Origin of the sequence: Streptomyces sp. NPDC001717, assembly GCF_042892775.1 — a bacterium.
In the GTDB taxonomy this organism is placed as follows: Bacteria; Actinomycetota; Actinomycetes; order Streptomycetales; family Streptomycetaceae; genus Streptomyces.
Window position 1 is genome coordinate 322711 of sequence record NZ_JBIAUK010000002.1, and the last position, 24581, is coordinate 347291.

Below are 24581 nucleotides of genomic sequence, written 5' to 3' on the forward strand. Positions count from 1 at the left end.
GCTTCGACGCCGCCCGGGATCCGGCTCGGGCCCGCCGTGACCGGCTCGTGGTCGGCCGGCGCGCCCGCCGCCCTGGCCGGGCTCGGGTTGGGGGCCGGCGGGAGCGCTCGTGCCGTCGTCCTCTTCGTGGGGCTGTTCGTCAGACTGCGGGCACGTGTCCGGCGGTGGCCGGTGTTGCGCGGCGCTGGGCCTCCAGCAGCTGCCGGCGCGAGTCGTCCTTGGCCCACGTGAGCGAACCGGGCTTGCGCGCCTCGTTCGCCAGCTGCTTGACGGTGTGCTTGCACACGAACTCCTTCAGCTTCGCCGCGGTGCGTCCGCCGAGGTGGAGCTTCTTCGCGGTGTCGTCCTTCTCCGCGAACTGGAAGAGGCCGACACGACGTCCCAGGCTCATGCACTGGCCGCCGAATCCCACGCTCAGAGTGCCGGGCCGCTCGCCCGCGATCCGGTGGAGCACCGTGTCGGCCGCCTGGGCGCCCAGCGGCTCGGCGGCCTGGCAGCTCATCCGCAGCGGCAGGCCCGAGGGAGCGGCCGAGTCACCGGCCGCGATGATGCGTACGTCGTCCACGCTGGTGAGGGTTTCGTCCGTGAGAAGGCGGCCCAGGGCGTCGGTGGTCAGCCCGCTGCGCGCGGCCAGGTCCGGGACTGCGAAGCCGGTGCTCCAGATGGTCACCTCGCTGGGCAGCTCGCGACCGTCGGCGAGGCGTACGGCATCGCCGGTCACCGCCGTCACCCGCGTGTCCGGGCCTTCGAGAACGGTCACGCCCAGCTTCGCCAGGTGCGCGGCCGCCGAGCGCCGGCCGCGGAGGTGCAGGTACGGGCCGAGTTCCCCTCCGCAGAGGAGGGTCACGGCACGGCCTGCCTCGGCCAGTTCGGCGGCGATCTCGATGCCGGTCGGACCGCCGCCGACCACCGTCACCGCAGCTCGCGCGGGATGGGCGTCAAGTTCCTCCCGCAGGCGCTGCGCCTCCTCGAAGGTGGCGATCGGGTAGGCGAACTCGGCTGCCCCGGGGACCTGCGGGGCGGCGCTGCCACTGCCGACCGCGTAGATCAGGTAGTCGTAGCCGACCGTGGCGCCCGACGTCAGGGTCAGGCTGCGCCCGGGGGCGTCGATCCGGGTCACGGTGTCGACCAGCAGCCGAACACCTTCGGCCAGGACATCGTCGTACTCGACGACGGCGTCGTCGAAGCCGGCCGCCAGCTGGTGCAGGCGGATCCGCTCGACGAAGGTCCGGCGCGGGTTGACCAGGGTGACCGCCACATCGCCGCGCTGCGTCAGACGGTTGGCGGCCATGACTCCGGCGTATCCGCCGCCGATCACGACCACCTCGGTGTACTGCGACATCCGGGCTCTCCTTTGTGAGGAAAATGTGCTGCTTCGATTGGCTGCCGGGCACAGGACACCGGCGGTCCGGTCCCTGTGACAGGCGTGGGGGCGTGGCCCGCGCCGGCTCCTGCGAACGGAGTGCCGAACTCGGCGCCGTCCTGCGCGAACTGGGATCCCACCGGGACCGCCCGTACCGCAGCGACCGGTGAGCCACGCCCGTGCGGTTACGCGCGGGGAGCGGACTCGTCCCTCTTCAGATAGCCGTCCGGGGGGCAGCCCGCGTCCGGGTCCTTCGTGGGGCACATGCTGGGGTCCGCCGTATCGCCCAGGTATCCGTAGAGGTAGACCCACACCTTGCACGTCGGGTCATCGGGGAAGGACAACTGGAGGTCATGACCACGTGTGGCGGTCTCGTCCGGGACGGTGAGACCGTCGCCCTTGGGGCCGGCATGGAAGGCCCAGCGGCCGGTGGACAGCGTCTGGGGGTGGGCGCAACGAGCCATCGCCTCGACGTTCTCGAAACCCGTTCCGGTGAAGGTGTGATCCTCGGTGAAGGTCAGGGACGTCCCGGCGAAGCTGGTCCACGTCCCTGCCAATTCCTCCTGCGGAATTTCCGCCGAGTGGATCGCCGCGGCGTACCCACAGGACGCGGTCAGCGCCACACCGGTCGCCGCGAGAACCATCGCACGCCATGCACGCACGTTCACAGAGCTCACCCCCAGGGTTCGAGCGTCCGGCCTGGAGCCGCACACCCATATTTGAACACGCTCAAAACCTATGGCTTCGTTCGGGTCCTCGCAACCGCTCCCCCACACGGGCCACTTGAGCGCGGCGGCCGGACCGGCCGGCACCCCGCCCCGCGCGGTTGCGTCAGATGGAAGATCGCGGCACCACGGGATGACGTCCGCCGCGCCTTGGTGCATCGGGGGGAGTCGGGCGGAGCGGGGCGCGGGTGCCTGGGGCGGAGCAGGGCATGCTGAGGTGTCGTCGGCCGACCCCCACGAGATCCCGCCGTCGGGGGCGACCGGTCGGCGGCCGACCGCCGCCGGTCCCCCGCCCCCGCCCACCGGCAAGCTACGGAGACCCATGTCCACGCCCGCCGCCCCAGAAGCCACCGCCGCGGCCCTGCTGCGACGCCCTCGGATCTGGATGGTTCCCACCGTCCTCACGGGACTTCTGGCCCTGCTGCTCTCCCTCCTCTACATGGGGGGCATCGTCAATCCGAACGGAGACCTCCGCGACCTGCCCATCGCACTCGTCGACGACGACACCGGCGGGCAGGACCTGGGCGGGCGGATCACCGCCGCCATCGCGGCCGACAGCGCGGGCGGCACGGTCGACTGGCGCGTGCTGACCCGCGCGCAGGCCCAGGACCAGCTCGACTCGGGGAAGGTCTACGGCGCTCTGGTGATCCCGGCCGGCTTCTCGGAAGCGGCCACCGCGCTGACCACGCCCGCGGCCACCCGGCGGCCGACGATGACCGTGCTCACCAACCCCGGCAAGGGGAGCCTGGGTTCCTCGCTGGCCGGCCAGATCAGCACCAAGGCGGCGCACGGCGCCTCGCGCTCCCTCGGCCGCGAGCTCACGCAGGCCGCGGGCGCCCAGGCGAGCCCCACGGCCAAGGTGTTGCTCGCCGATCCGGTCGAGGTCGTCACGCGGTCCGGCCACCCCCTCGGCACCCACAGCGGTCTCGGCCTGTCGGCCTTCTACTACACCCTGCTGCTGGTCCTGGCCGGGTTCATGGGCGGCAACGTGATCAGCAACGGCGTCGACACCGCCCTCGGCTACGCCGACAACGAGATCGGCCCCTGGCACACCCGCCGACCGACCGTACCCATCAGCCGCACCCAGACACTTCTGCTGAAGATGGCCATGACCGCGGGCATCACACTCCTCAGCACCGCCCTGGTGATGCTGGCCTGCATCGCGATCCTGGGAATGGACGCCTCCCACGTGCCGCTCCTGGCGCTCTACTCCTACTGCGCGGCGCTCGCGGTCGGTCTGGGGGTCCAGGCCATCAACGCGGCCTTCGGCGGGATCGGCCAGCTGGTCTCCATGTTCGTCTTCATCGTGCTCGGCCTGCCTTCGTCGGGCGCCACCGTCCCCCTCCAGGCGGTCCCCGATTTCTACCGGTTCCTTTCCCATTTCGAACCGATGCGGCAGCTCAGCGACGGCGTACGGGCGATCCTCTACTTCGACGCCCGCGGGGACGCCGGACTCACCCGCTCGTGGATCATGATCGGGCTCGGTGTCCTCCTGGCACTGCTCTTCGGATTCGCCATGACGGCCTACTACGACCGCAAGGGACTCAAGCGCCTCACTCCGCAACCCGCCTGAACCGACACACGCCCCGCCCTGTCCTAGGATCACGGTTCGGCGATCATGCGGGACGCCGTACGAGGACTCAACGGACCGGGGGACGGAAATGGCGATCGACAGGCCTGGCCGGCCGGAGAACCTGCCGGCGGCCGAAGTGCTGTGGGCGCGCTGGGCCCTGGCCGCCGTACTGGAGGCCACGGCGGGGGCGGAAGCCCGGGGCGTCCACCGGGGCGGCACGTGGATCGACGGACAGGGTCTGCACCTCGACGACCGCGGCTGCACCTGGTGGACGTTCCAGCAGGTGGGAGAAGGCCGGTTCCTGTTGTACGGCGAGGACGAGTCCAGTGCCGTGAAATGGCACGAACCCGCGATCGACATGCTGGCGCAGGCGCCGGACTGGCTCCCGCACGAGCACCTGCGGGAACTGCTGGAGGGCTGGGAGCTGGGCTGCGTGTACTGGTCCGAGCAGGGCACCTGGGCCCGCGCGCCCTACCCCGAGGAGTTGGACGACGACGGCCTCGACTGCGGAATGAGCCGATTCGCCGTGCGCGAGGAAGCCCTGAACGACCTGATCGCCTCGGAACGCGGCCTGCCCCGGGATCGGGCAGACTACCTGCTCGCCGCGGCCGAGGCGCGCAGCCTCACGGCCTCGGAGATCCAGGAGGTACTGGACGCGGCGGCCGCCGCGGAGGAGTACGTGCCGGATGACCGGGGAGCGATCCTGAGGGCCCTCGAACTCGCGGCCCTGACCGCCCCCGCTTCCATCACCCCGGGCCCGTCAGACCACCCCCGCTGACACCCGACGCCCCGTCCCACCTGACCGGACCGCACGCCGACGCGCGCACCGGGGCGGGGACCCTCTGGGGCGGCGGCCCGCCGGGGCGGCAGCAAGGTCGATTGACTTCCTCACCCGCGGGGATTACCTTCGAGTAATACTTAATGACATGAATTATCGACACTCTCAAACTGTTCCGCTGCGCATCTGGTCCTGGGATGCCTGAGCGGGGCCGTCGAAGAAGGACATCAGCTATGAACCCCGCCCAGCACAGCGCGGCCGTGGCGAGCGAAACCGCCAGATTCGTGGCCACGGTCAAGGCGGCCGACCTCGCCACCCCGGTGCCGTCCTGCCCGGGCTGGACCCTGGCCGACCTCACACAGCACACCGGCCACGTGCACCGTTGGTTCACCGAGCTGCTGCGCCGGCGCATTCAGCAGCCGCCGACCAGCCGCGATGTGGACCTGCGCCTGCCCGAGCAGCCCGACGGCTATCCGGACTGGTTGGCCGAGAGCGCCGCAAACGCCGCCGAGGTGTTCGCCGCGACCGACCTGGACGCACCGATGTGGGCGTGGGGACTCGATCAGCATGCCCGCTTCTGGGTTCGCCGCATGCTCTTCGAGACCCTCGTCCACCGGGCCGACGCCGAACTCGCCCTCGGGCTCTCACCGCACATCGATCGCGGTCTGGCGGTGGACGGCATCGGCGAATTCCTCACCAACCTGCCGTTCGCATCCCTCTTCGCGCCGCTGACCGCCGAACTGCGCGGCCCCGACCGCACCATTCGCTTCCGCTGTACGGATGCCGACGTGGACTGGCTGGTCGGCCTTCGCCCCGACGGCTTCGGGCTGATCGCCGACCACGTCGAGACCCGCACCGCGGACGCCACGATCCAGGGAACGGCGGCGGAGCTGCTCCTGCTCCTCTACGGTCGCCTCGACCACGAGAGCCACGCCTTCCAGCTGGTGGGTGACCCGGACCTGCTCGCCCACTGGTTCACCCACTCGGCCTTCTAGTCGACGTGTGCAGCGGACGTCACAGGCCGGGAACTCACCCGCCCATTCGTTCCTGGGCGGCCATGACCTCATCGCCGTGCTCGAAGGCCCACGCGCCGAATGCGTCGATCGGGCCGAGCAACGTTCGCCCCAAAGCGGTGAGTTTTACTCGACGCGGGGCGGCGCTTCGGCATAGGCGTTCCGTGTCACCAGCCCGTTGAACTCCAGCCGCCGCAGCGTCTCGGTGAGGACCTTGGGGCTGATGCCGCCGATGCGCTCGCGCATTTCGCCGGGGCGTCTGGGACCGTCCCGCAGGACCCAGATCAGCACGGCGTTCCAGGTGTTGGAGAGGAGGTCGAAGGCGAGGCGGGCGCGGCAGTCGTTCGAGGTGGGCGTGGGTCGTCACGTGTCTTCGACGGCCAGCCCCTGACCGTTCCGATGTGCGGGGACGACGAAGCGGCACTCGCGCCGGCACGCGAGTTGGTGCGGGGCATGGGCTGCGAGCCGGTGGCCGGGGGCGGGCTGGACCGCGCTGGACTGTTGGAGGCGACCGCCGCGCTGTTCATCGGGCTGTGGGTGGCGGAGCAGGTGGACGTACGGGCGATCGCGCCGCCGCTGGCCTACGCGACGGGCCCACGAGCCAAGAGCGCGTGAGGCGTCCAGGGCATCCTCACGTGGAGTGGCGGGAACGGCGTTCGCCGGCGCGGACGGATCCGCGGGAGAAAGAAGCCGGGCGGGGCGCGGAAGGGGGAGATGGAGGGGGCCGCGCTCCGCCCGGCGTAACGGGGCCGCGCCGGATGCCGTGACCTCACCGGGTCACGGCCGAAGCGGCGCCTAGGTCGTCTCTTTCGGATCTTGCCGGTCAGGCCCGCGTCGTCCGGTGCCGTGCATCGGCGCCTTGGCGGGGCGCCCTTGTACTGGACGTACTCGGGCGCTCCGCCAAGGCGGCGAGGTGCGGTGCCGGGCGGCGCGGGCCAGGCAAGATCCGGAAGAGACGGCCTAGCGGTGTGAGCGCTGGGCGTCGACGATCTGTCGCACGGAGCCGTCGACGTCCGCTCGCGCCTGGATCCGCTCGGCGAACCCGGGGAACTGGCCCGCGATGGCACTGAGCAGCCGCAATTCCAGCGGTGCCACGTTGACCTCGCACCGGTCGCGGCGGACGGCTCGTACGACGCCGTCGGCGACCTGTCCTGGCGTCACGGTCCTGATGCCGTTCGGCGGGGTGGCGCCCGTGGCCGCGAACATCCCCGCGTCGCGGACGAAGCCGGGCTGGACGAGGGACACCCCCACCCCCGTGCCCCTGAGTTCCTGGCGCAGGGCGAGCGCGAAGCCGCGCAGCCCGAACTTCGTGGCGTTGTAGAGGGAGGTCGACTTGGTCGCCGCCTTGCCGGAGATGGAACCGACGAGCACGATCTGGCCGCGGCCGCGGGCCACCATGTGCCCCGCGAGCAGCCGGGACAGCAGGACCGGCGCGCGCAGGTTGACGTCCAGGGCGCGGTCGAGCTGCTCCTCGGTGTACTCCAGGAGGTCGCCGCTGGCGGGCAGGGCGGCGTTCGCGACGAGGATGTCCGCTTCGGCACAGGTCTCGGCAAGCCGGACGACGTCCGACCTGACGGCCAGATCCGCGACCACCGTACGAGCACCGCAGGTGTCCGCGGTGGCCTTGAGAGCCTCTTCCCTGCGCCCGGTGACCGTGAGGCGTGCTCCCGCGGACGCCAGGCGCGCCGCCAGGGCCTCTCCGATGCCTCCGGTGGCTCCGGTGAGCAGAACGTTCGATCCGGAAATGTCCACGATGACTCCCGTGCAGCCGCCCTGTGTTGTTCGTTCGAACGAACAGTAGAGATGGCTCCGTGCCCTGTCCACACCTCGGACTCCTCAACTCCCCGTCCCCGCAGAGACGGTAGCGGCCGCCGATGCGGCAGAATGTCGACATGCCCCATGCTTCCGACACCCGCCAGAGCATCATCGACGCCGTCTTGCGGATCATCGGGCAGGACGGCATCGCGTCCCTCACCAATCGGCGGATCGCCAAGGAGGCGGGGGTCTCACTCGGCTCCGTCACCTACCACTTCGCCACGCAGCACGAGCTGCTGCGCGAGAGCCTGCTGCAATTCGTGGCCGAGGAGACCCGGCACTTCACGGAGCTCGCCGACGCCTGCTCCGACGAGCGCTTCGACATCGGGCAGGCTGCCGAAGTGGTGGCGCAGGTCGCGGGGGGCAACGCCTTCGACAGCCGCCATATCGCACCGTTCGAGCTGTACGTCCAGGCCGGCCGGGACGAACGGCTGCGTTCCGCCGCTGCCGAGTGCTTCGCCGCCTACGACCTGCTGGCCACCCGGATCCTGACCCATCTCGGCGCGTCGGACCCCGAGCGCCTGGCGGGCGTGGCCGTCGCCCTGGTCTTCGGCCAGCAGCTGCGCCGCCTGGCCACCGGCGCCCCCGCCGAGGACCTCGTCGACACCTTGCTGATCCTCACGAGGTTCACCCAGGCACAGATCCCGTAGAAGTGGGGCCGTCCGCGCTCCGCGCTCGCGTCGTGGTCCACGGCCACTCGGGCGGAACACGACGGCTCCCCGCTGCGTGCGACGGCCGTCCGGCCCGCTCATGCCAGGATGCGGACCACACCCGCCCCGCGTTGCACGCAATGGCAGCTCCTGCCATGAGGAGACCCGTGACCCACACGACCCATCGGATTCTCGTGACCGGTTCCGCCGACGGCTTGGGACGCGCCGCAGCGCAGTCGCTGCTGTCGGCGGGACACGAGGTGGTGGTGCACGCCCGCAACCGGAAACGCGCGGCCGACCTCGGCCCCCTGTTGGAGCAAGGAGCAGGGATCGTGGTGGGCGACTTCGCCGACCGCGACGCCGTGCGGCGCATCGCCGAGGAGCTGAACGCCGCACAGCCCCTCCACGCGGTCATCCACAACGCCGGCGTATGGAGCGGCCCGGCCGTCATGCCCGTCAACATCGTCGCGCCGTACCTGCTGACAGCCCTGCTGCCCGCACCACGGCGGCTGGTGTACCTGAGCAGTGGCTCGCATTTCGGCGGCCACCCCCACTCCTCGCTCGCCGGCATCGACTGGCGCGGCGAACACGCGGGGTCGTACGCGGACAGCAAGCTCTTCGTCACGGCTCTCGCCGCCGCGGTGGCCCGCCTGCGCTCCGGGGTGATGAGCAACGCCGTGGATCCGGGCTGGGTGCCGACGAGAATGGGAGGCCCGAACGCGCCGGACGACCTCGAACTGGGCCACCGGACGCAGGAGTGGCTGGCGTCGAGCGACGATCCCCAGGCCCTGACGAGTGGCGGGTACTGGTACCACCGTCAACGGCAGGAACCACATGAGGCAGTCCACGACCACGTGTTCCAGGACCGCCTGCTGCAGGCGCTGGCCCACGAGACGGGAGTGCGTCTTTGATCCGACGCGCCCAAAAGGGCGCCCGGCACATCCGCCCGCAGGACCCGGGCGGGTTCTGCGGGCGGCGCGGGGGCACCATGTGGCCCGGCCACGCCCCCAGGAAGAGCGAGAACCGGCATTCCCGGTGCCGCACGCAGCCGTACTCGTCCGAGGCGTCCTGCCCTTGCCGCAGGGCGCGCCCCGGGCCCGGGCGGGCCGAGGAGGTCGGCTCGGCGGGCGCCGTCCGTCGCGCCGCCCGTCCGCACCGCGCACCCCCTCGGCAGCGCCCGCCTCAGTCGATCGCGAGCACCGGGGTGTCGCTGCCGAGGAGGGTCCGGAGGGCGGGGATGTCCCGCCAGGTGAGGCCCAGGGTGCGGGCGGCGTAGCGGAGGGTGACGTGCTCGGCCCCGTCGGCGGCCTGGCGCAGGGTCTTCATCGCGGCGTCCCGGTCGAGGGAGGCGAGGCCCCCGGCGGGCGGTTCCTGCGGCGGCGCCGTCCGGGGGACGCGCTCGCTCTCCAGCCCGGGGATGCCGGTGACGCGCTGCGAGATGTCGGCCGCCTCCTGGAGGGTGTCCGGGAGTTCGGCGACGAGGGCCCGTGCGACGGGGTTGTGCCCGAGGGCCTCGGCGAGCGTCAGGTGGTGCAGGCCCGCGGAGGCCGCGGTCAGGCGGAGGGTGCCGCCGACGGTACGGACGGTGCCGCGGGCGCCGTGGAGGGCGGCGGCCCACAACGCGGAGGCCTCGGAGGGGTGCCAGGCCAGCGCTCGGGCGGCCGCCGCGGCCGCGTCCCGGCCGGGGACGAGGGAGGAGCCCCCGTCGAGGCGGTCGAGCAGGGTGCCTTCCCCGATCTCCCCGTCGAGCCCGGGACCCGCCACGTGCACGGTGGTGGGGACGCCGGCCAGGTGGCAGGCGGCGAGGGTGAGGGCGTCCCCGAACGGGCTGCGCAGGGTGGGCTCGTCGCCGTGGGTCAGGATGTCGCCGCCGATGTCGACGACGCGGATCCGCCCGCCCGCGGCGGCGGCCGCGGCGGCGAGCCGCCCGGCGAGGGGAGCGAGCCCCCGGGCCGGGTCGAGCAGCAGCAGCCGGGCCGGCAGGGCGGCGGCGAGGGCGGGCATGGTGGACCCGGCCGGCGGCCTGGCCCGCGTCGCGGCCGTGAACGCCGGGAGCCCGCCGAACCCGTCGGCCAGTGCGTCGAAGTCCTCCTCGCCCAAGGGGCTTGCGGTCGGGTCCACCTCCGGGCGCTCCCACGCGTAGGTGGCGATCAGTGGCGGGTCCGGGTCGACGGAGACGGCCCGGGCGGCGATGAGCGTGCCGACCGGATCCCCGCCGCCGCCCGCCGCGACGTACAGGTCGGTCATGAAACCGTCTCGCGGGCGCGCAGGTCGACGCCGGTGATGCGTACCGGGGTCGCGCCCATGTTCTTCTGGGCGCGCTTGTTCGCCGCGTGCAGGTTCTCGTAGTACTCGCGGTCGAGGTCCTTGACGGTACCGGAGTAGAACATCCAGGACAGGACGTCACGGTACTTGAACCCCTTGGGGGTCAGCTGGACGCGGCGGCCGAGGCGATGGACGAGCCCGTTGGACTCGGCGGCGTCGAGGATGGGCTCGAACTCGGCGGCGTGCTCCTGGTAGCCGAAGCGGTCGAGCTCGGAGAGGTCGAGGTCGAAGGTGTCGAGGACGAGTCGCTTGCGGACGATCTCCTCGCCGGTCAGCTCGAAGCCGGTGACCGGGCCGAGGTCGTGGTCCTTCGCCCGCTTGATGTAGTCGGCGACTTCGGCCGTCGAGGGCTTCACGCTGCCGCACATGTAGTCGAGCACGCTGGTGTAGGAGCGGGCGCCGACGCCGAGGCCGAGCAGGGGGACGCCGTGGAAGGTGAGCACCTTCTGCGCGTAGCCGCCGCGGCCGGGCTTCTTGTAGCGGACCGAGCCCTCCTGGACGTAGCCGTGGTCGAGGAAGACCTGGCGGGCGTAGTCGTAGCGCTCGTACAGCTCGGGCTGCCACATGTACTGGTAGGCGCCGGTCTTGGAGAACCAGGCGTCCGGCCGCACGGTGAGGAAGTAGGTGCTGATGGTGGTGGGTTGGAGCGCCGCCAGCTCGTCCACGCTCTGCCGCCAGGTCTCGGGGGTCTGTCCCGCGAAGCCCATGATCAGGTCGGTGGAGAGGTCAGGCAGGCCCAGCTCGTGCGCGGTGCGCACGGCGCGCCGGATGACGTCCTCGTCCTCGCCGCCGCGGCCGGCCTCCCGGATCTCGCGCGGCACGAGGGACTGGATGCCGACGTTCGCCCGGGTCAGGCCCATGTCGATGAGGGCCTTGAACTCGTGGGGCGCGTCCGCGATCGACGACGGGGTCGCCTCCACGGCGACCTCCTCGGCCGTGGAGCGCCAGTTGGGGTAGATCTCGCCGATGGTGCCGAAGATCTGCTCGAAGTGACGCGGCTTGAGCAGGGCGGGGGTGCCGCCGCCTATGTAGATGGTGCGCAGCCGCCGGGCCTGGATGATCTCCGCGTGATCGCGGATCTGCGTACAGAGCGCGTCGGTGTAGGCGTCGTAGACGTCCTCGTCCGTACTGATGATCGTGTAGAGGTTGCAGAATCCGCATTTGCGGTCGCAGAACGGCACGTGCAGGTACAGGTTGAGCTCGGGGACCTGGTAGTTGGCGAGATCCCTCGCCCATACGTCGCGGATGCTCCACTTGCCCTCGGTGAGCGGGCGGTAGGTGGAGCGCGGCGGGTAGGAGTACTGGTAGGGCGGGATGACGCCCTGGTCGATGTGGTCGGCGAGCTGCTGGTGCAAACTGCTGGTCACGGTATTGCCTCCCGGAACGGGTAGCGGGCGCGGATTGCCTAGCGTGGCGATCCGATCACGGGACTCGTGTCCGATTCCATCGGGTGGGTGCACCAAATGCCCCTTGCTTACTGGTCAGTTCGTTGGCAATTGCTCCAAAAGCCCGTGCTGTGGGGCGAGTTGTTTTCGTCTGTCAGGCCCATAGCCGTCACACCCGCCCCACGGCTTTGCTGGGGGCATGATGATCGGGGAGGGCCCGCACGGGCCGGGAGTGCTGGTGATCGAGCCGATGGGGAACGCGGGACGGTTCCTCGTCGAAGCGGCCGGCCGGCTGGGGGTGCGCCTGTACGCGGCCACCCACGAGGACGTCCACGACGGCTACCCGCAATGGCTGCGGGCCGCCCTCGCCGGGGTGTGCGCGACGGACCTGACGGACACCCCGCGGGCCCTGGAGGACACGGAGGCCTTCTGCCGACGGCATGCCGTCACCGGGATCGCGCCCGCCTGGGAGCTGTTCACCCCGCTCGCCGCCCTCCTGGCCGAACGCCTCGGCCTGCCCGGCAACGACCCCCGGCTCGCCCACGCGCCCAGGAACAAGATCCTCATGGGGGAGGCGTTCGCCGCCGCCGGGATCCCCGCCCCCCGCTGGGCCGTCGCGCACGACGCCGCCGAAGCCCGGCGGGCGGCGGACGCGCTCGGATGGCCGCTGGTGGTGAAGCCCGCCGAACAGGGCGGCTCGTGGGGCGTGTCCGTGGTCGACGGCCCCGACGGGCTCGCCGAAGCGGTCGCCGCCGCCCGGCGGTTCACGCACGCCGGGCCGCACGGCCTGGAACTCGACACCCGCGTCCTGCTCCAGGAGTACATACCGGGAAGGGAGTACTCCTGCGACACGGTGGTCGCGGGCGGGGTGGTCCACCCGCTGCCGGTGGTCGGGAAGGACACCACCGAGGGCCGCTACCGCATCGAGACCGGGCACACCTGCCCCTCCGGCCTGCCCGCACCGCTGGTCAGGGCGGTCCAGGACGTCGCGGCCCGGGCGGCGCTCGCCGTCGGCGTCCGCGACGGCATCGCGCACACGGAGGTGAAGATCCCCCCGGGCACGGGGAGCCCGTACGTCATCGAGACGGGTGCCCGGCTGCCGGGGGACAACCTGTGCGAGGTCGTCGAGGCGGCGACGGGCGTGAACGAGGCGGTGGCCCAGCTCCAGGCCGTGCTCGGCCTGGTCCCCGACACCGCCCCGACCCGTACGGACGCGGCGTCGATCCGGTTCCTGCTGCCCGAGCACGGCGGGGTGCTGCGGCGGGTGGAGATCCCCGACCTGCCCGGCACCCACAGCGAGGTGCACCTGAGGCCCGGGGACACCGTGCCGGAGCCGTCCGATTCGGCCTGCCGGATCGGACACGTGGTGGCCCTCGCGCACACCGCGGACCGGGCACGCGCGCTGGCCGGCCGGGCGGCCGCCCGGTCCCGAGTGGAAGTGGGCTGACCGGTGCGGAAGATCGCCTTCCTGCGGTCGGTGCGGATCCAGCGGGCCGACCCCTACATCCAGCAGGCCGTGCGCGCCCTCGCGGCCGACGGCATCGAATCCGGGCTGTTCCACACCAGCGGCGCCGCCGGCGACGAGGACTTCCCCGGACACCGGCAACGCCTCGACCGGGGGGTGACCCCGCGCGAACTTGGCGACGCCGTCGCCGACTGGGGGGCGGACGCCGCGGTGTCGATCTCCCTGCCCTGCGAGAACGCGCTCCGCGACGCGACGGCCAAGGCGTTCCTGGAGGAGGCCGGCATCCCGACGGTGATGAGCCCCCTCACGGCCACGATGCTGCTGGTGGACAAGTGGGAGACCAAGCAGCTCTGCCGGCGGGCCGGACTCGACGTACCCGACGGCTTCCGCATCGATTCCGACCTGCTCACCGGACGCGGACTCGCGGTACCCGGCTACCGCGACGCCCTGCGCGTCCAGGCCGGGCGCATCGGCTACCCCCTCATGTCGAAGCCCGTATGGGAGTCGACCAGCGTGGGAATCCGCACCCTGCACTCCCCCGCCGACCTCGACGCCCACCTCGACCCAGACGCCCACCTCGACCCCGGCCCGCACCGGGCGCCGGCCGTGGTCTCGACGGTGGTGGAGCAGGTCGTCGAAGGCGACCTGTGCAGCGTGGACATCGTGGGCCGCCCCGGCTCCTACCAGGTCCTCCCCCTGTGCTGGACCGGACGCGCCGGGGCGGAACCGGTCTTCACCTTCGCCGACCTGCGCTGGTGCGGCCCGCGCGCAGAGGCGGACGCCGCGTTCACCGGCGTGGCCCACACCCTCGTACGGCTCTGCGAGTCCCTCGGGGTCCAGGGCTCCGTCAACGTCGACATGATCTACGCCGACGGTCGGTTCGTGGTCCTGGAGATCAACCCGCGCATCGGCGGCGCCACCACCCTCTCGTGCGCCGCCTCCGACACCAACACGTTCACCTCCCTGGCCCGGATGGCCCTCGGCCTTCCCCTCGCCGGGGGACCGGTCCGGCGGACCGGCTGGGCGATCGAGTTCCTCGTCCGGGACGGGCTCCCCCCTGCCGTACGGACGGAACTGGCGCAGCGCGTCCGGCTGGTCACCGCCCACGACCTGGTCATCGACGGGGTCTCCCAGGGCGACATCGTCGTGATCACCCTCGCCGAGGGCGAGGAGGACCGCACGGTCAAGGCCCTGACGGAGCTGCACGAGTCCACCGGCTTCCCCGCGGTCGAGGTCATGGGGAAGATCGGCGCCCTGCTGAGGCCGAACCCGTGAGCGCGGCCCCGGACACCCGCCGCCGTCCGAGGACCGCGGACCGCCTCGGACTGCCCACGCTGCGCGGGCACGGCCTCTTCATCACCGGCAACCTGGTCGACTCGGTCGGCAACGGCATGCTCCTGCCCCTCGGACTCCTCTACTTCACCGAGGTCCAGAACGTCCCGTTGGCGCAGGTCGGGGCGGCCATGACGGTCGGACAGGCCCTCGCCCTGCCGGTCACGTTCCTCGCCGGACGCCTCATGGACCGCGTCGGCCCCCAACGCGTCGTGGTGTGGGCCAACGTGCTCTCCGCCGTCGGATTCGCGCTCTTCCTGCTCGCCCGCGAGGCGTGGCACATCGCCGGCGTGTACGTGCTCGTCCAGGCCGGCATCAACATGTACTTCACCGCGCAGCGCACCCTGATCATGCACGTCACCCCGGCCGCCGAACGCCGCTCCTGGTTCGCGTTCACCGGCTCGCTGCGCAACATCGGGCTCGCCGTCGGATCGGCCGCGGCGGCCGGCGCCCTGACGCTGTTCGGCGACGGCTCGCTGCGCTGGCTGATCGCGGTCGACGCCGCGACCTACCTGCTGGCCGCCGCCTGCTTCGCCGCCCTCACCACCAGCCCGCCGCAGCCCGACGACGCACCACCCGACGACCACGTGACCAGCGCGGACCACACCCGCCGCTACCTCCTCCTCGTGGCCGTCAACATCCCCTACGTCCTCGCCCAAGCCGTCCTGTCCGTCCTCGTCGCCGTCTACACCACCCGTGTCCTGGCCCTCCCGGCGTCGGCGGCGAGCCTGCTGTTCGTCGTCAACACCGTCATCGTCTCCGCCTGCGCGACCGCCATCACCGCACACCTGGCGCCCAAGGTGCCCCGCCGCGCCGTCTCCGGCGGATACCTGATCATGACCGTGGGCATGGCGGCGTTCGCGCTGCCCGCGCTCACCGGGGCCGCCGCCACCGCCTGGACGGCCCTCATGGTGGCGATCGTCCTGTTCAGCGTGGCGGAGATCCTGCTCGGCCCGGCGCTGAGCGAGCTGTCGGTGACCCTCACCCCCCAGGCGGCCGGGGGCTTCACCCAGGGCCTCTACCAGTTCTCCTGGGCCCTCGGCATGGTCGCCGCACCGGCCCTGTTCACCCTGCTCCTGGAGGCCGGCTCCGTCCTCCCCTGGGCCGTCGAGGCCGCCGTCTGCCTGATCGCCGTATGCGCCGCCCCGGCCCTCAAGGCCCCCAACCACCACCGCGACCTCTGAAGGACCCCCGTTGAAAACGAGCATCATCGATTCCCTCGACGAGATCCCCACCGCGGAGTGGGAACACCTCGCCCGCCCGGCCGGGCTCTACCTCTCCCACCGGTGGCTCGCCGGAGAGGCCCAAGACCCCACCGCCACCAGCGCGTACGCACTCGTACGGGAACTCGACGGCACCCTCCTCGCCGCCACCCCGCTCCAACTGGTGCGGGAGGAACCGAACGACAGGTACCAGCCCGAGACCGTCCTGCCCCCGCACCAGCGGCCCCGGGTGATCGCCGGCGCGCGCCGCGGCTACCACAACACCCCCCTGACCGCCCCCGGCCTCGACCCCGCCCGCCGCAGCGCCTGCCTCGCCCTCCTCCGGGACACCGCACGGCAGTTCGCCGGCCGGCACGGCACCACGCACTGGTGGCCCTACCTCACGGCGGAAGCCACCGAGCTGCTCGCCCCGCTCTACCCCGCCCCGCCACAGCACCTGGAGGACGACGCCCTCATCCCGCTCCCCGGGACCTCCTTCGACGACTACCTCGCCTCCCTGCCCTCGCGGCGCCGCGTCAGCGTCCGCCGCGAACGCCGCGCGTTCGCCGAGGCCGCGCTCGACGTACGCCGCCACCCGCTCGCGGACTGCTTCGAGGAGGCCGGGGCCCTCCTCGCCGGACACCAGCAGGACCACGGCCACGACCGCGACGGCACCGACGCGATGACCGCCCTGCTGAAGCGCCAGGCCGCCACCATGGGTGACGAGGCACGCGTGGTCGCCGCCCACGACGGCGACCGCATGATCGGCTTCTGCCTGTACTACCACTACGGCGCCACCACCTGGATCCGCGCGGTCGCCCTCGACCGCGCCCACCCGGCACCCCACCTCTACTTCAATCTCACGTACTACCTCCCCATCGAGGACGCCTACGCCCACGGCACGACCGCCCTGCACGTGGGCATGACCACGATCGAGGCCAAGCGCCTCCGCGGCGCAGCGGTCTCCCCGCTGCACGCCTTGGTGGACCGCTGACGATCGCAGCAGGGCCCGTCTGCTCTACTGCGCGTAGCGGAAGTCGTAGTAGCTCTTGCCCGCGACGAGGACCGAGGTGAAGGAGACCGGCAGGCCCTGCCCGTCGCGCGGTACTTCCTGGGAGGTCCGGCGGGTGAAGCCCAGCGAGACGCCGGGCACGAAGACGTTCTCCGGGTCCTCGGCGTCCACGGTCCATCCGCGCAAGCGCAACTCCGCGAGGACGCTGTCGGCGGGGGCCGAGAAGAGGTCGTGCTCGTCCAGGAGGACACGCGTGGTGCTCTGTCGGCCCTCGCCGGGCCACCACAGTTCCACGGCCGTCGTGTGGTCCTCCGCATCGAAGAAGACCGTGTAGCCGACCCTGTCGAAGTCGCCCATGATCCGACGCGCCCGCCGGGAGGTGGGGCCGATCATCCGCGGCTCGCCCCAGGGCCGGAGCACGGCCAGGACCTCCTCGTACGGACTTCCCAGGTGTACGGGCCCGGCAGCGGTCGGTGGTGCGAGGAGCAGATCCATGTCGCTTCTCCGATTGTCTACTTGAGCACCTCACAGTGCGCTCACCTTGTGGACGTGGTCCCTGCCTCCGGGCGTCAGGATCCTGCCCCGTCCTCGCGCTACCGCTGCGGAGATGCCGGGAGGCCGTCGTTGCCACCCTCGGTCGTCCTCGGCGAGGAGCTCATGGCCCGGCATCGCCTGGAACTGCCGTTCGCCGTCGTGTCGGGCTTCGCCGCCCGACTTTGGTCCGACCGGCTGGATGTGCCGGTGGTTCGTGCCGGGGGTCTCTGCGGCGCGGTGACGTCGAGGTTATGAAAGTAGTCGAATGAAATCGGATGGAACTTCGCCATCCGGTCATTCCCGAACATCAACCTCAGGAGTCGCATGATGCGCCCCGTCAAAGCGGCCTGCCTCGGCACGGCCACGCTGGTCTCCCTCCTCGCCTGCACCCCCGTCGCGGCCGCCGCGACGGACACCGGTTCCGCCCAGCCCCGGGACAAGGGCCGGACCATCACGGTCCTGGCCGAGGTGCAGCAGCTGACCCGCTTCCCCGTCACCCCCGGCAGCGTCTCGCAGGGCGATCAGGTCGTCGTCCGCTCGGACCTCTTCGACGAGGCGCACAACAAGGTCGGCGAGACCCACGGCTCCTGCACCACCACCCGGGGCGGCGCCGATGAAGCGGAGCAGTGCGTCGTGACCTACGTGCTCCCGGGCGGCCAGCTGACAGTCCAGGGACTGTACTTCAATTACCTCGACCAGGGTCCGTTCGACAACGCGATCACCGGCGGCACCGGGGAGTACAAGAGGGCTCGCGGCTGGGTCCACTCCGACACGATCGCCACGGTCCCCAAGGTCGTGAGGCGCTTCACGATCCACCTCGCCTGACGGACCCCGACGCCCACCTGACCCCGCCGGCGGAGCCTCGGCACGCGCGGCAACCGCCGGCCCTGGTTGTCGGGGCGGCAGCGGGCAGTCAGGCGTCAGGGTCGACTTCGGGGTGCGTGAACCGCACGGGCTTGCCCAGCGACCGGGCGTAGGCGATTTCGGCTCGGGTGCTGTCTCCGACGTAGTCGCCGACCAAAGCGCCTGAGTTCGAGATTTCTGAGGCGCTGGCACCACGAACTCGCCCACCAGTACCGCGTCTGGGAGCACTCCGCTCCGCTGTTCCAGATGGTCGGAGTGCTGGCGCTGCCAGCGCAGCCTGTGGCCCAGCGGCTTCGTCTGCATGTGGAGCGGTCGTGGGACGGGTTGGACGAACTCGACGTCGTTCTATTCCGGCTGGATGGGTTCAGCTTCGCGATCAGCAAGCATGACGGCAATCCGCTCGGCCTCTCGTATGTCTGGCTCACCCAACCGCACGAGCAAGCCGACAAGGCCCTGGACACCCCCCGCTCAATCTGGCACGACCGCTTTCGTGCCGAAATACTCGGCTGGCCGCACATCCTTGGGCCGGTGGGCGGTTTGCCTATCAGTCAGAAGGGAGGCTCGAGATCGCCGCGGCCATCGCTGTGTCGCCCGCAGTCCCAGGGCTCCTCCTGAATAAGTTCAATGTCGGTGACGTCGTGGCCCCATGCTTCGAGCGCCTTCCAGGCAATGCGCCGGTTAGGGTCGTCGCTGCTGGTGTCTAGGATGCGGCGCGCGTGCACGGCGAGGTGATCGCGGTGCTGGGCAAGCGCGGGGTGTTCGGCGAGGATGAGCACGGCGAGGCCGGCGGCTTCGCGCACGTCCTCGTGACTGTCCTGCAGGAAGGGCGCGACGGCTCGATAAAGCATCGGGCGCAGGTCCCGGAAGGCCGCCACGACGGTGCCGTGGGTGAGGAAGCCAGGGAAGTACTGCGCGGTGCGGTCGACAATCTCGTCGGAGGCGTCGTAGGCCGTGTAAGCCAGCCAGTCCAGCAGCGTCGCGCGGATGGGGACGTTGCGATAGGGCCGTAGGGTCATGGCCGCCGGGTGGGTGAGGATGCCGGCGACATACATGGCGACGGGGGCGGTGGCTTCGTAGATGCTGTTCTGGTGGCCGACCAGCTCACCCAGTTCCGACAAAGCGGTGACCTGCACCTTGGGATCAGGCTCCAGCAGCCGTGCCAGGACTTTGGGAAGGCACTCACCGTTTCCGAAAGCCGTCCGGAGCGAACCCCAATCCGTCTCCGCCAGGACTACCTGGTAGGGAGGCAAGTCAGGCTCGCGGGGCGCCCCGGCCGTGGAGCTGCTGTGGTTCACAGGCCAAACCTAGACCAGACTTCTGACACGATTCCCGTCCGGGCCAGCTGGAAGCCGCTGTCCCTCCGAGAGTGACGGCTGCGTTTGCGCTGGTCAGGCATAGGGTCGGTGTTCGGCAGCAGAGACGAGGTGTTGTGTCATCTCTGCGGTGGAGGTGCCGGAATGCCGTCGGCAGGGCCTCCTGGTGCACTCAAGGTCTCGACAACCCCGAGCTGCACCAGAGGCCCTCTCTTCATGCACGGACAGACCGAAGATCGCCCAGCCGAGCCGCCGCATTCGAACCCATGCTCACCAAGATCGGTACGACAACGGCTTTCAGTCGGACAAGGGGTCAGGGTGGAATGTCCGGGTGTAGCGCAGCCCGGTGTCGGGGGTGATGTTGAAAACCGCGCACAGGTGTTGCGGGTCGGCGCCGGTGACGGCGGCCTCTTCGAGGATCCGGTCCTCGCGGAGTCGTTGGGCGGTGACCGGAAGGTCCTTGAGCAAGGGCTGCATCCAGCCGATGGTGACCGGCGTGCGAGAGTGCGCGGTCTGCGAGCTGAGGAACAGGTGGGGGTTGCGGGTGTGTGGCCAGCGTGAGTGGCGGAGTCGGATGTAGTCGGCGGCGGCCTGACGGGTGAAGGCGTCGAGGGGGTGGTCGATTTTGCCGTGCACGAGCCGGCCGCCGGTGAAGTCGACGGCAGCCAAAGGCAGTGCTCGTGCCTGGTGGGGGTAGAGCGCGTGAATGCCGATGAGGGCGATCAGCAGCTTTAGGGCGGGGTCGCCCCCGGCGGCCGTGGCCAATGTCTGGATCGCCTCGGGACTCAGCGGGGTGGGCACCGAGCTGGGCTTCGCCCCCAAGCTCAGGCCGCGTGTGGGGTTGGCGAACAGCAGCCGTTGGCTCTTGAGGGTCTTGAACATGTTGCGCAGCGCGACTGCTTCATTGTGCGGTGCCGCGCACTGGGACAGCCACTCCGTGAGGTCGGCGCGGGTGACCTGGCGAAGGGTGCGGTAGCGCTTCGAGCATTCGAGGAGGAACGGGATCGAGGCGTCGACCTGGTTACGGACGGTGGCGGTCGAGCGGGGACGGCGGCGGGGTCCGCCGTGTCGGACGATGCGGATCCACACGAGGGCTTCTGCACGGATCTCCGGGTGCACGCTGCTGAGCCGGCGGTGGATCCACGCGTCGAGAGGGTCGATGCGGTCGTCGTCGAGGAGGTCGAGGTGGGCGAGCACCTCAGTGACCCGGGTGACGGCACGTGTGGCTCGCTGGCGCGGCAGAGTGGCGACAGTGCTGGCCTTGATACGTTCGTGCCGGCCGTGCACGGCGGTCAGCAGGTACAGGCTTCGCAGCACCCGCTCGCGCAAGGCCGGCGACCAGCCTTGGGCCTCGGCGCTTGCCTCGGCCTGCGCGGAGACGTAGGCGGTGAAGGCGGGATCGATGGGCTCGACATCGGGCACGGTGACGCGCGACATGTCCCGCTCGGCGACGAACAGCGGCTCCTGACGCCACCGAGGCATCGCCCAGGATGAGAGGCCAGTGTGCTGGTGCGCTTCGGGTGAGCCGCGCTCCTGCGGTCGAGTGGCAAGGTGGACCCGCCGGACCAGATCGGCGATGAACAGCTGCTGCCCGGTGGTGGCCGCGGTGGTGAGGTCCGGGCTCTGCCACGTCCGAGGAACGGCTTGGGCCTGGCAGCGGCACAGCCGGCACACCCCGTGCTTGAGGAGCGGCACGGTGCGACGGCAGGTCGCGCAAGTGCCGGTCTCGTGGCCGCGGTTACGCAAGGAGGTACAGGCTGCACAGCGGCCGTGGCGGTGCCAGGTGCCCCAGGCGAGGCAGTCGCTACAGCTGTCCGCGTACGGCACGCGGGGATGACAGCGACGGCAGTAGCCGCCGACGTAGTAGGCGTCGCTGCCGCATGCTTTGCAGGTCGGCGGCGGAAGTTCGGGATGCAGACAGCTGAAGCAGCGGAGCCGGCCGTACTCCGCGACCTTGTTGCCGCACTGCTTGCACGGCCGGGGCCGCAGGTTCACAGCGGTGGCTCCGTCCGACCGGCCCGACGTTCGATCCTGGGGTGCTCGCCCGCAACCGCCGCCGGGGCGGACGTGCTTGGGGGACGACGAGCGCGGGCCTTCTCGGGCTCCGGGGCCAGAAGGTCGTTGGGTTGGCAGCCCAGGACCTCGCAGATGATGTCGAGGTCGTCCAGACGGATGGTGACCGGCTGCCCGGACCACAGATTGGACATCTTCCCCGCGCTGATCGTCAGGCCCGCGTCGGCGAGCATCGACTGCAGCTGCGAGGACTTCCAGATGTCGCGCTGCGCGGCGGCCAGCCGCAGGTTCCACTTCATGCCGGCTCCTGTCCTGGGCTATCCGGTGAACCGAGACGCGGCCCGCTGGCCGGCGGAAGTCCAGGCGTCCTCGATGTGGGTCTTGTTGACGTGCACGTAGATCATCGTGGTGTTGATCCAGCGATGACCGAGCAGCTCCTGGATGGCGACGACGTTCATGCCCTGTGCGTACAGATCGGACGCGGCGAAGTGCCGGAGCGCATGCGGAGTAGCACGGCCGGACCAGCGAGGCAGGTGGCGCTCCACTGCCTCCGCCATCGCGCCCCGAATCGCGCTGGTGCTCACGCGCTTGCAGCGGCCACCGGGATCGCGGCGTTCGGATGGGAACAGCGGTGCACCGGGCTCATCGAGGTGCCCGTCGAACTCCCACCGCGGGCCCTGGAGCCACCATTCGAGGAGTTCACGAGAACCGTTGATGAGCGGGACCAGGCGCTCCTTCTTCTGACCGCGGCTGCCCTTGCCACGCAGCAGCACCTTGCCGAAGGTGCCCAGGTCCCAGCGGATGTCGTTCACTTCGAGCAGGCACAGTTCCGAGACCCGCGGGCCGATGAGGCTGGCCAGGCGGCATGCGGTGTAATTACGGACACTCGGCGCGTACTTCCGAGCCGAATGCAGATCGTCGCGCCATCCGGCGAAGAGCCGCTCGACATCTGCGGCCGGCGGCGGGATCCGCACGCGCATGTTGGTCTTGCCTCGTGGGCGGTTGATCTCATCGACCGGGCACTGCACCAGCACGCCGGTCGCCGCGTGGATATCGGCCTGATGCCGCACCTCCAGGAACTCGAAGTACGTCGCCAGGGCCTGCGCCTTTCGGACCTTCGTCAGCGTGGCCAGCCGTCGCTGGTCCTCACCGAAGAACCGGTCGAGGTCAGTCGGGACCAGCTCCCAGAGCGGTCGGCCGCGCCAGCCGCGCACCTCCATCAGCGCATCCACGTCGCCGGAGATCGTCTCGTCGGCGATCCCGGCCGCAGCCCGGGCGAGCACGAACTCAGACAGCAGGTCCTGCTCGAAGTCCGCGATGTCCTGCGGCGACTCCAACAGCGGTCGAGATCGGATTGGTGCAACGACAGCGAGCGACATCCCGCCCCCTCAACTTCGCCATACCCAGCGGAATCTCAGGCTGCCGGATAGAAGCTCATGAATTCTGAGACTTCCTCGCTGTTCACCCTTGAGGGTGACAGAGGGCCCTCGACGCACTCCGCAGGACCGGGGGCACCATCCGCGGGGAGCGGAGCGATGGGGAACTCAGGCGCACATTCACAACGAGCACCTCATCGGCGAGCCGGATCTTCGCTCGGTGCAGAGCGTCGAGTCGAACCTTCAGCGCCTCGGCCTCGACGGGATCGGACCACAGTGCGTGCGGCGACTTCATGTCACAGCCCGGTTTGACGACGATCCTTCCGGCTTCGGTCTCCCGCAGGTCGGCCTCGGCCATCTCCGTCATGAAGCGGGTGGAGCCGCAGATCACGACGACGAGCGGGAGGCCGAGCTGCTTCTTCGCGTCGGCGAGCGTCTCCTCGGGGGTGCGCGGTTGAGGGTATGACACTGGTTCCTCCTGATGGCCGGCTCAAGGGGTGCCCGCTGAGACGCTGAGACGGATCCAGGGTGTCCGAGACAGGCCGCCGAGCGCGAGTCAGCCCGATGCGAAGGCTCCTTGGGGAGCATCGCCGTCGGTCCACCAGATCCCGATCCGTTGCCGGACCAGGAGCCAGCCCTGATCGGGGTCGCGGCGGAACTCCCAGTCGTAGGGGCCGCCCATGGAGTAGGGGGCCGAGGACCGTCCGGGGGTGGTGACGGCGACGAACCACATGTAGCCGATGCCGGTCGCCGCATCACCGGTCACCTCGAAGTGCAGGTTGAGCAGGTGGTGCTGCATGCTCGGGAAGGGCGCCTCGGCTTCCTCCACCCGGGCGCGGATCGCCTCCTTCCCCCGGATCGGGCCCCAGGGGCCGAACTCCAGGACGGCGTCCTCGGCCCAGCAAGCGGCCCAGACCGCCCAGTCCTTGCGGTCCAGAGCACGCCAGCCGCGGGTCATCAGGGCGCGCAGTGCCTCCTGGTCCTCCAGTACCCGCAGTCTGCGCGCCAGGGCGTCCGGGCCGCTGTCGGCCGTGCCGCACCGGGAGCACGGGCGTACGGTTCGCGTCACTGGGCGCTCGCGGAAGGTCGGACCACGATCTCGTTGACGTCCACCTCCGGTGGCTGGGAGACGGCGTAGGCGATCGCGTCCGCGATGGCGCCGGCCGGTATGGCGACCGAGCGGTAGCTGCGCATGGCCTCCCGGGCGGCCACATCCGTGATGTGGTCGGCGAGTTCGGACGCGGTCACGCCCGGGGAGACGACGGTCACCCGGACGTCTCCGGCGGACTCCTTGCGCAGCCCCTCGCTGATCGCGCGGACGGCGAACTTGGTGGCGCAGTAGACGGCGGCGGTGGGCACGACCTCGTACGCCCCCACGGACGCGACGTTCACGATGTGCCCGCCGCCCTGGGCGCGCATCACCGGAAGGGCTGCGGCGATCCCGTGCAGCACTCCCCGCAGGTTCACGTCGATCATCCGGTCCCATTCCCGGGTCCGGGCCTCCTCCAGCGGCGAGAGCGGCATGATGCCGGCGTTGTTGACCAGCACGTCCATCCGCCCGTAGAGATCGCGGGCAGCGCGGACGAACGCCCGCACGTCGGCGGCGTCGGTGACGTCCAGCCGCCGGGCGGCGGCCGTGCCGCCCAGGGCGGCGATCTGCGCGGCGAGCGCATCGAGACGCTCGGTGCGGCGTGCTCCCAGGAGCACGCTGTGGCCGTCGGCTGCGAGCCGGCGGGCGGTTGCCTCACCGATCCCGCTGCTCGCACCGGTGACTGCGATGACTTTCGCCGTGTGGGCGCTCATATCCGGCTCCTTGCCTCGGTAGGGCACCGAGTCTGGGCGA

The 24581-nt window shown here is 70.8% G+C and carries 23 protein-coding genes and 2 pseudogenes; 11 read left to right on the forward strand and 14 right to left on the reverse strand.

The window, feature by feature from the left end; genetic code table 11:
- Positions 1-139: 139 nt before the first annotated feature.
- Positions 140-1342 carry an NAD(P)/FAD-dependent oxidoreductase gene (locus tag ACFYZL_RS06020; protein WP_388676456.1) on the reverse strand — a complete coding sequence of 401 codons (1203 nt, stop codon included), beginning with the start codon at positions 1340-1342 and terminating at the stop codon, positions 140-142.
- 206 nt (positions 1343-1548) lie between these two features.
- Complete coding sequence (locus ACFYZL_RS06025) at positions 1549-2025, reverse strand: hypothetical protein (protein WP_388676459.1); 477 nt, start codon at positions 2023-2025, stop codon at positions 1549-1551.
- A 385-nt stretch (positions 2026-2410) separates the two neighbouring features.
- Between ACFYZL_RS06025 and ACFYZL_RS06030 the strand changes: the two genes are divergently transcribed.
- From ACFYZL_RS06030 to ACFYZL_RS06040, 3 genes are all read left to right on the forward strand, one after another.
- On the forward strand, positions 2411-3661 hold the full coding sequence (locus tag ACFYZL_RS06030) for a DUF3533 domain-containing protein (RefSeq protein ID WP_384743766.1): 1251 nt from the start codon (positions 2411-2413) through the stop codon (positions 3659-3661).
- Between the two features lie 88 nt (positions 3662-3749).
- On the forward strand, positions 3750-4439 hold the full coding sequence (locus ACFYZL_RS06035; RefSeq protein ID WP_388676462.1) for a hypothetical protein: 690 nt from the start codon (positions 3750-3752) through the stop codon (positions 4437-4439).
- A 233-nt stretch (positions 4440-4672) separates the two neighbouring features.
- A complete protein-coding gene (locus tag ACFYZL_RS06040; protein ID WP_388676465.1) occupies positions 4673-5434 on the forward strand; it encodes a maleylpyruvate isomerase family mycothiol-dependent enzyme in 762 nt (253 codons plus the stop codon).
- A gap of 34 nt (positions 5435-5468) precedes the next feature.
- Here the strand turns inward: ACFYZL_RS06040 and ACFYZL_RS06045 are convergent.
- A pseudogene (locus tag ACFYZL_RS06045) lies at positions 5469-5794 on the reverse strand (winged helix-turn-helix transcriptional regulator); the annotation flags it as partial.
- A 27-nt stretch (positions 5795-5821) separates the two neighbouring features.
- Between ACFYZL_RS06045 and ACFYZL_RS06050 the strand changes: the two are divergent.
- Positions 5822-6067, forward strand: a pseudogene (locus ACFYZL_RS06050) (NADP oxidoreductase); the annotation flags it as partial.
- Positions 6068-6412: 345 nt separating this feature from the next.
- Here ACFYZL_RS06050 and ACFYZL_RS06055 read toward each other — a convergent pair.
- Positions 6413-7204, reverse strand: coding sequence for an SDR family NAD(P)-dependent oxidoreductase (locus tag ACFYZL_RS06055; protein ID WP_388676468.1), 792 nt, complete (start codon positions 7202-7204; stop codon positions 6413-6415).
- A 140-nt stretch (positions 7205-7344) separates the two neighbouring features.
- On the opposite strand from ACFYZL_RS06055, the gene ACFYZL_RS06060 reads away from it, so the two are divergent.
- Complete coding sequence (locus ACFYZL_RS06060; protein WP_384743759.1) at positions 7345-7917, forward strand: TetR/AcrR family transcriptional regulator; 573 nt, start codon at positions 7345-7347, stop codon at positions 7915-7917.
- A gap of 167 nt (positions 7918-8084) precedes the next feature.
- Entirely contained in the window at positions 8085-8828 is a 744-nt protein-coding gene (locus ACFYZL_RS06065) for an SDR family NAD(P)-dependent oxidoreductase (protein ID WP_388676472.1), read from the forward strand.
- A gap of 271 nt (positions 8829-9099) precedes the next feature.
- Here ACFYZL_RS06065 and ACFYZL_RS06070 read toward each other — a convergent pair whose 3' ends face one another.
- On the reverse strand, positions 9100-10164 hold the full coding sequence (locus ACFYZL_RS06070; RefSeq protein ID WP_388676475.1) for a DUF1152 domain-containing protein: 1065 nt from the start codon (positions 10162-10164) through the stop codon (positions 9100-9102).
- Positions 10161-11609, reverse strand: coding sequence for a coproporphyrinogen-III oxidase family protein (locus ACFYZL_RS06075; RefSeq protein WP_384743755.1), 1449 nt, complete (start codon positions 11607-11609; stop codon positions 10161-10163). The genes ACFYZL_RS06070 and ACFYZL_RS06075 overlap by 4 nt, the downstream gene beginning before the upstream one ends.
- 217 nt (positions 11610-11826) lie before the next feature.
- Between ACFYZL_RS06075 and ACFYZL_RS06080 the strand changes: the two genes are divergently transcribed.
- Genes ACFYZL_RS06080 through ACFYZL_RS06095 form a run of 4 tightly spaced genes read left to right on the forward strand, consistent with a single transcriptional unit; the run spans position 11827 to position 16620 of the window.
- Entirely contained in the window at positions 11827-13074 is a 1248-nt protein-coding gene (locus ACFYZL_RS06080; protein WP_388676478.1) for an ATP-grasp domain-containing protein, read from the forward strand.
- Positions 13075-13077: 3 nt separating this feature from the next.
- Positions 13078-14367, forward strand: a complete 1290-nt coding sequence (locus tag ACFYZL_RS06085; RefSeq protein ID WP_384743752.1) for an acetyl-CoA carboxylase biotin carboxylase subunit family protein — start codon at positions 13078-13080, stop codon at positions 14365-14367.
- Complete coding sequence (locus ACFYZL_RS06090; protein WP_388676481.1) at positions 14364-15608, forward strand: MFS transporter; 1245 nt, start codon at positions 14364-14366, stop codon at positions 15606-15608. Before ACFYZL_RS06085 ends, ACFYZL_RS06090 begins: the two co-directional genes overlap by 4 nt.
- Positions 15609-15618: 10 nt before the next feature.
- Positions 15619-16620 carry a GNAT family N-acetyltransferase gene (locus ACFYZL_RS06095; RefSeq protein WP_388676484.1) on the forward strand — a complete coding sequence of 334 codons (1002 nt, stop codon included), beginning with the start codon at positions 15619-15621 and terminating at the stop codon, positions 16618-16620.
- 24 nt (positions 16621-16644) lie between these two features.
- Here ACFYZL_RS06095 and ACFYZL_RS06100 read toward each other — a convergent pair whose 3' ends face one another.
- Positions 16645-17133: a hypothetical protein gene (locus tag ACFYZL_RS06100; protein ID WP_388676487.1), complete on the reverse strand. Its 489-nt coding sequence runs from the start codon at positions 17131-17133 to the stop codon at positions 16645-16647.
- A gap of 363 nt (positions 17134-17496) precedes the next feature.
- Between ACFYZL_RS06100 and ACFYZL_RS06105 the strand changes: the two genes are divergently transcribed.
- Complete coding sequence (locus tag ACFYZL_RS06105; protein ID WP_384743744.1) at positions 17497-17997, forward strand: hypothetical protein; 501 nt, start codon at positions 17497-17499, stop codon at positions 17995-17997.
- A gap of 587 nt (positions 17998-18584) precedes the next feature.
- On the opposite strand, the gene ACFYZL_RS06110 is transcribed toward ACFYZL_RS06105, so the two are convergent.
- The 7 genes from ACFYZL_RS06110 to ACFYZL_RS06140 form a co-directional block, all read right to left on the reverse strand.
- The gene (locus ACFYZL_RS06110) at positions 18585-19331 is read right to left on the reverse strand and encodes a hypothetical protein (RefSeq protein ID WP_388676490.1); all 747 of its coding nucleotides are present in this window, start codon (positions 19329-19331) and stop codon (positions 18585-18587) included.
- Positions 19332-19646: 315 nt separating this feature from the next.
- Entirely contained in the window at positions 19647-21044 is a 1398-nt protein-coding gene (locus ACFYZL_RS06115; protein ID WP_388676493.1) for a hypothetical protein, read from the reverse strand.
- A 296-nt stretch (positions 21045-21340) separates the two neighbouring features.
- Complete coding sequence (locus ACFYZL_RS06120) at positions 21341-21661, reverse strand: helix-turn-helix domain-containing protein (RefSeq protein WP_388676497.1); 321 nt, start codon at positions 21659-21661, stop codon at positions 21341-21343.
- A gap of 18 nt (positions 21662-21679) precedes the next feature.
- The gene (locus ACFYZL_RS06125) at positions 21680-22741 is read right to left on the reverse strand and encodes a tyrosine-type recombinase/integrase (protein WP_388676500.1); all 1062 of its coding nucleotides are present in this window, start codon (positions 22739-22741) and stop codon (positions 21680-21682) included.
- Positions 22742-22823: 82 nt separating this feature from the next.
- Positions 22824-23207 carry a hypothetical protein gene (locus ACFYZL_RS06130; RefSeq protein ID WP_388676503.1) on the reverse strand — a complete coding sequence of 128 codons (384 nt, stop codon included), beginning with the start codon at positions 23205-23207 and terminating at the stop codon, positions 22824-22826.
- An 87-nt stretch (positions 23208-23294) separates the two neighbouring features.
- Complete coding sequence (locus ACFYZL_RS06135; RefSeq protein ID WP_384743739.1) at positions 23295-23807, reverse strand: nuclear transport factor 2 family protein; 513 nt, start codon at positions 23805-23807, stop codon at positions 23295-23297.
- Entirely contained in the window at positions 23804-24541 is a 738-nt protein-coding gene (locus ACFYZL_RS06140; protein ID WP_384743736.1) for an SDR family oxidoreductase, read from the reverse strand. Before ACFYZL_RS06140 ends, ACFYZL_RS06135 begins: the two co-directional genes overlap by 4 nt.
- Positions 24542-24581: the final 40 nt, after the last annotated feature.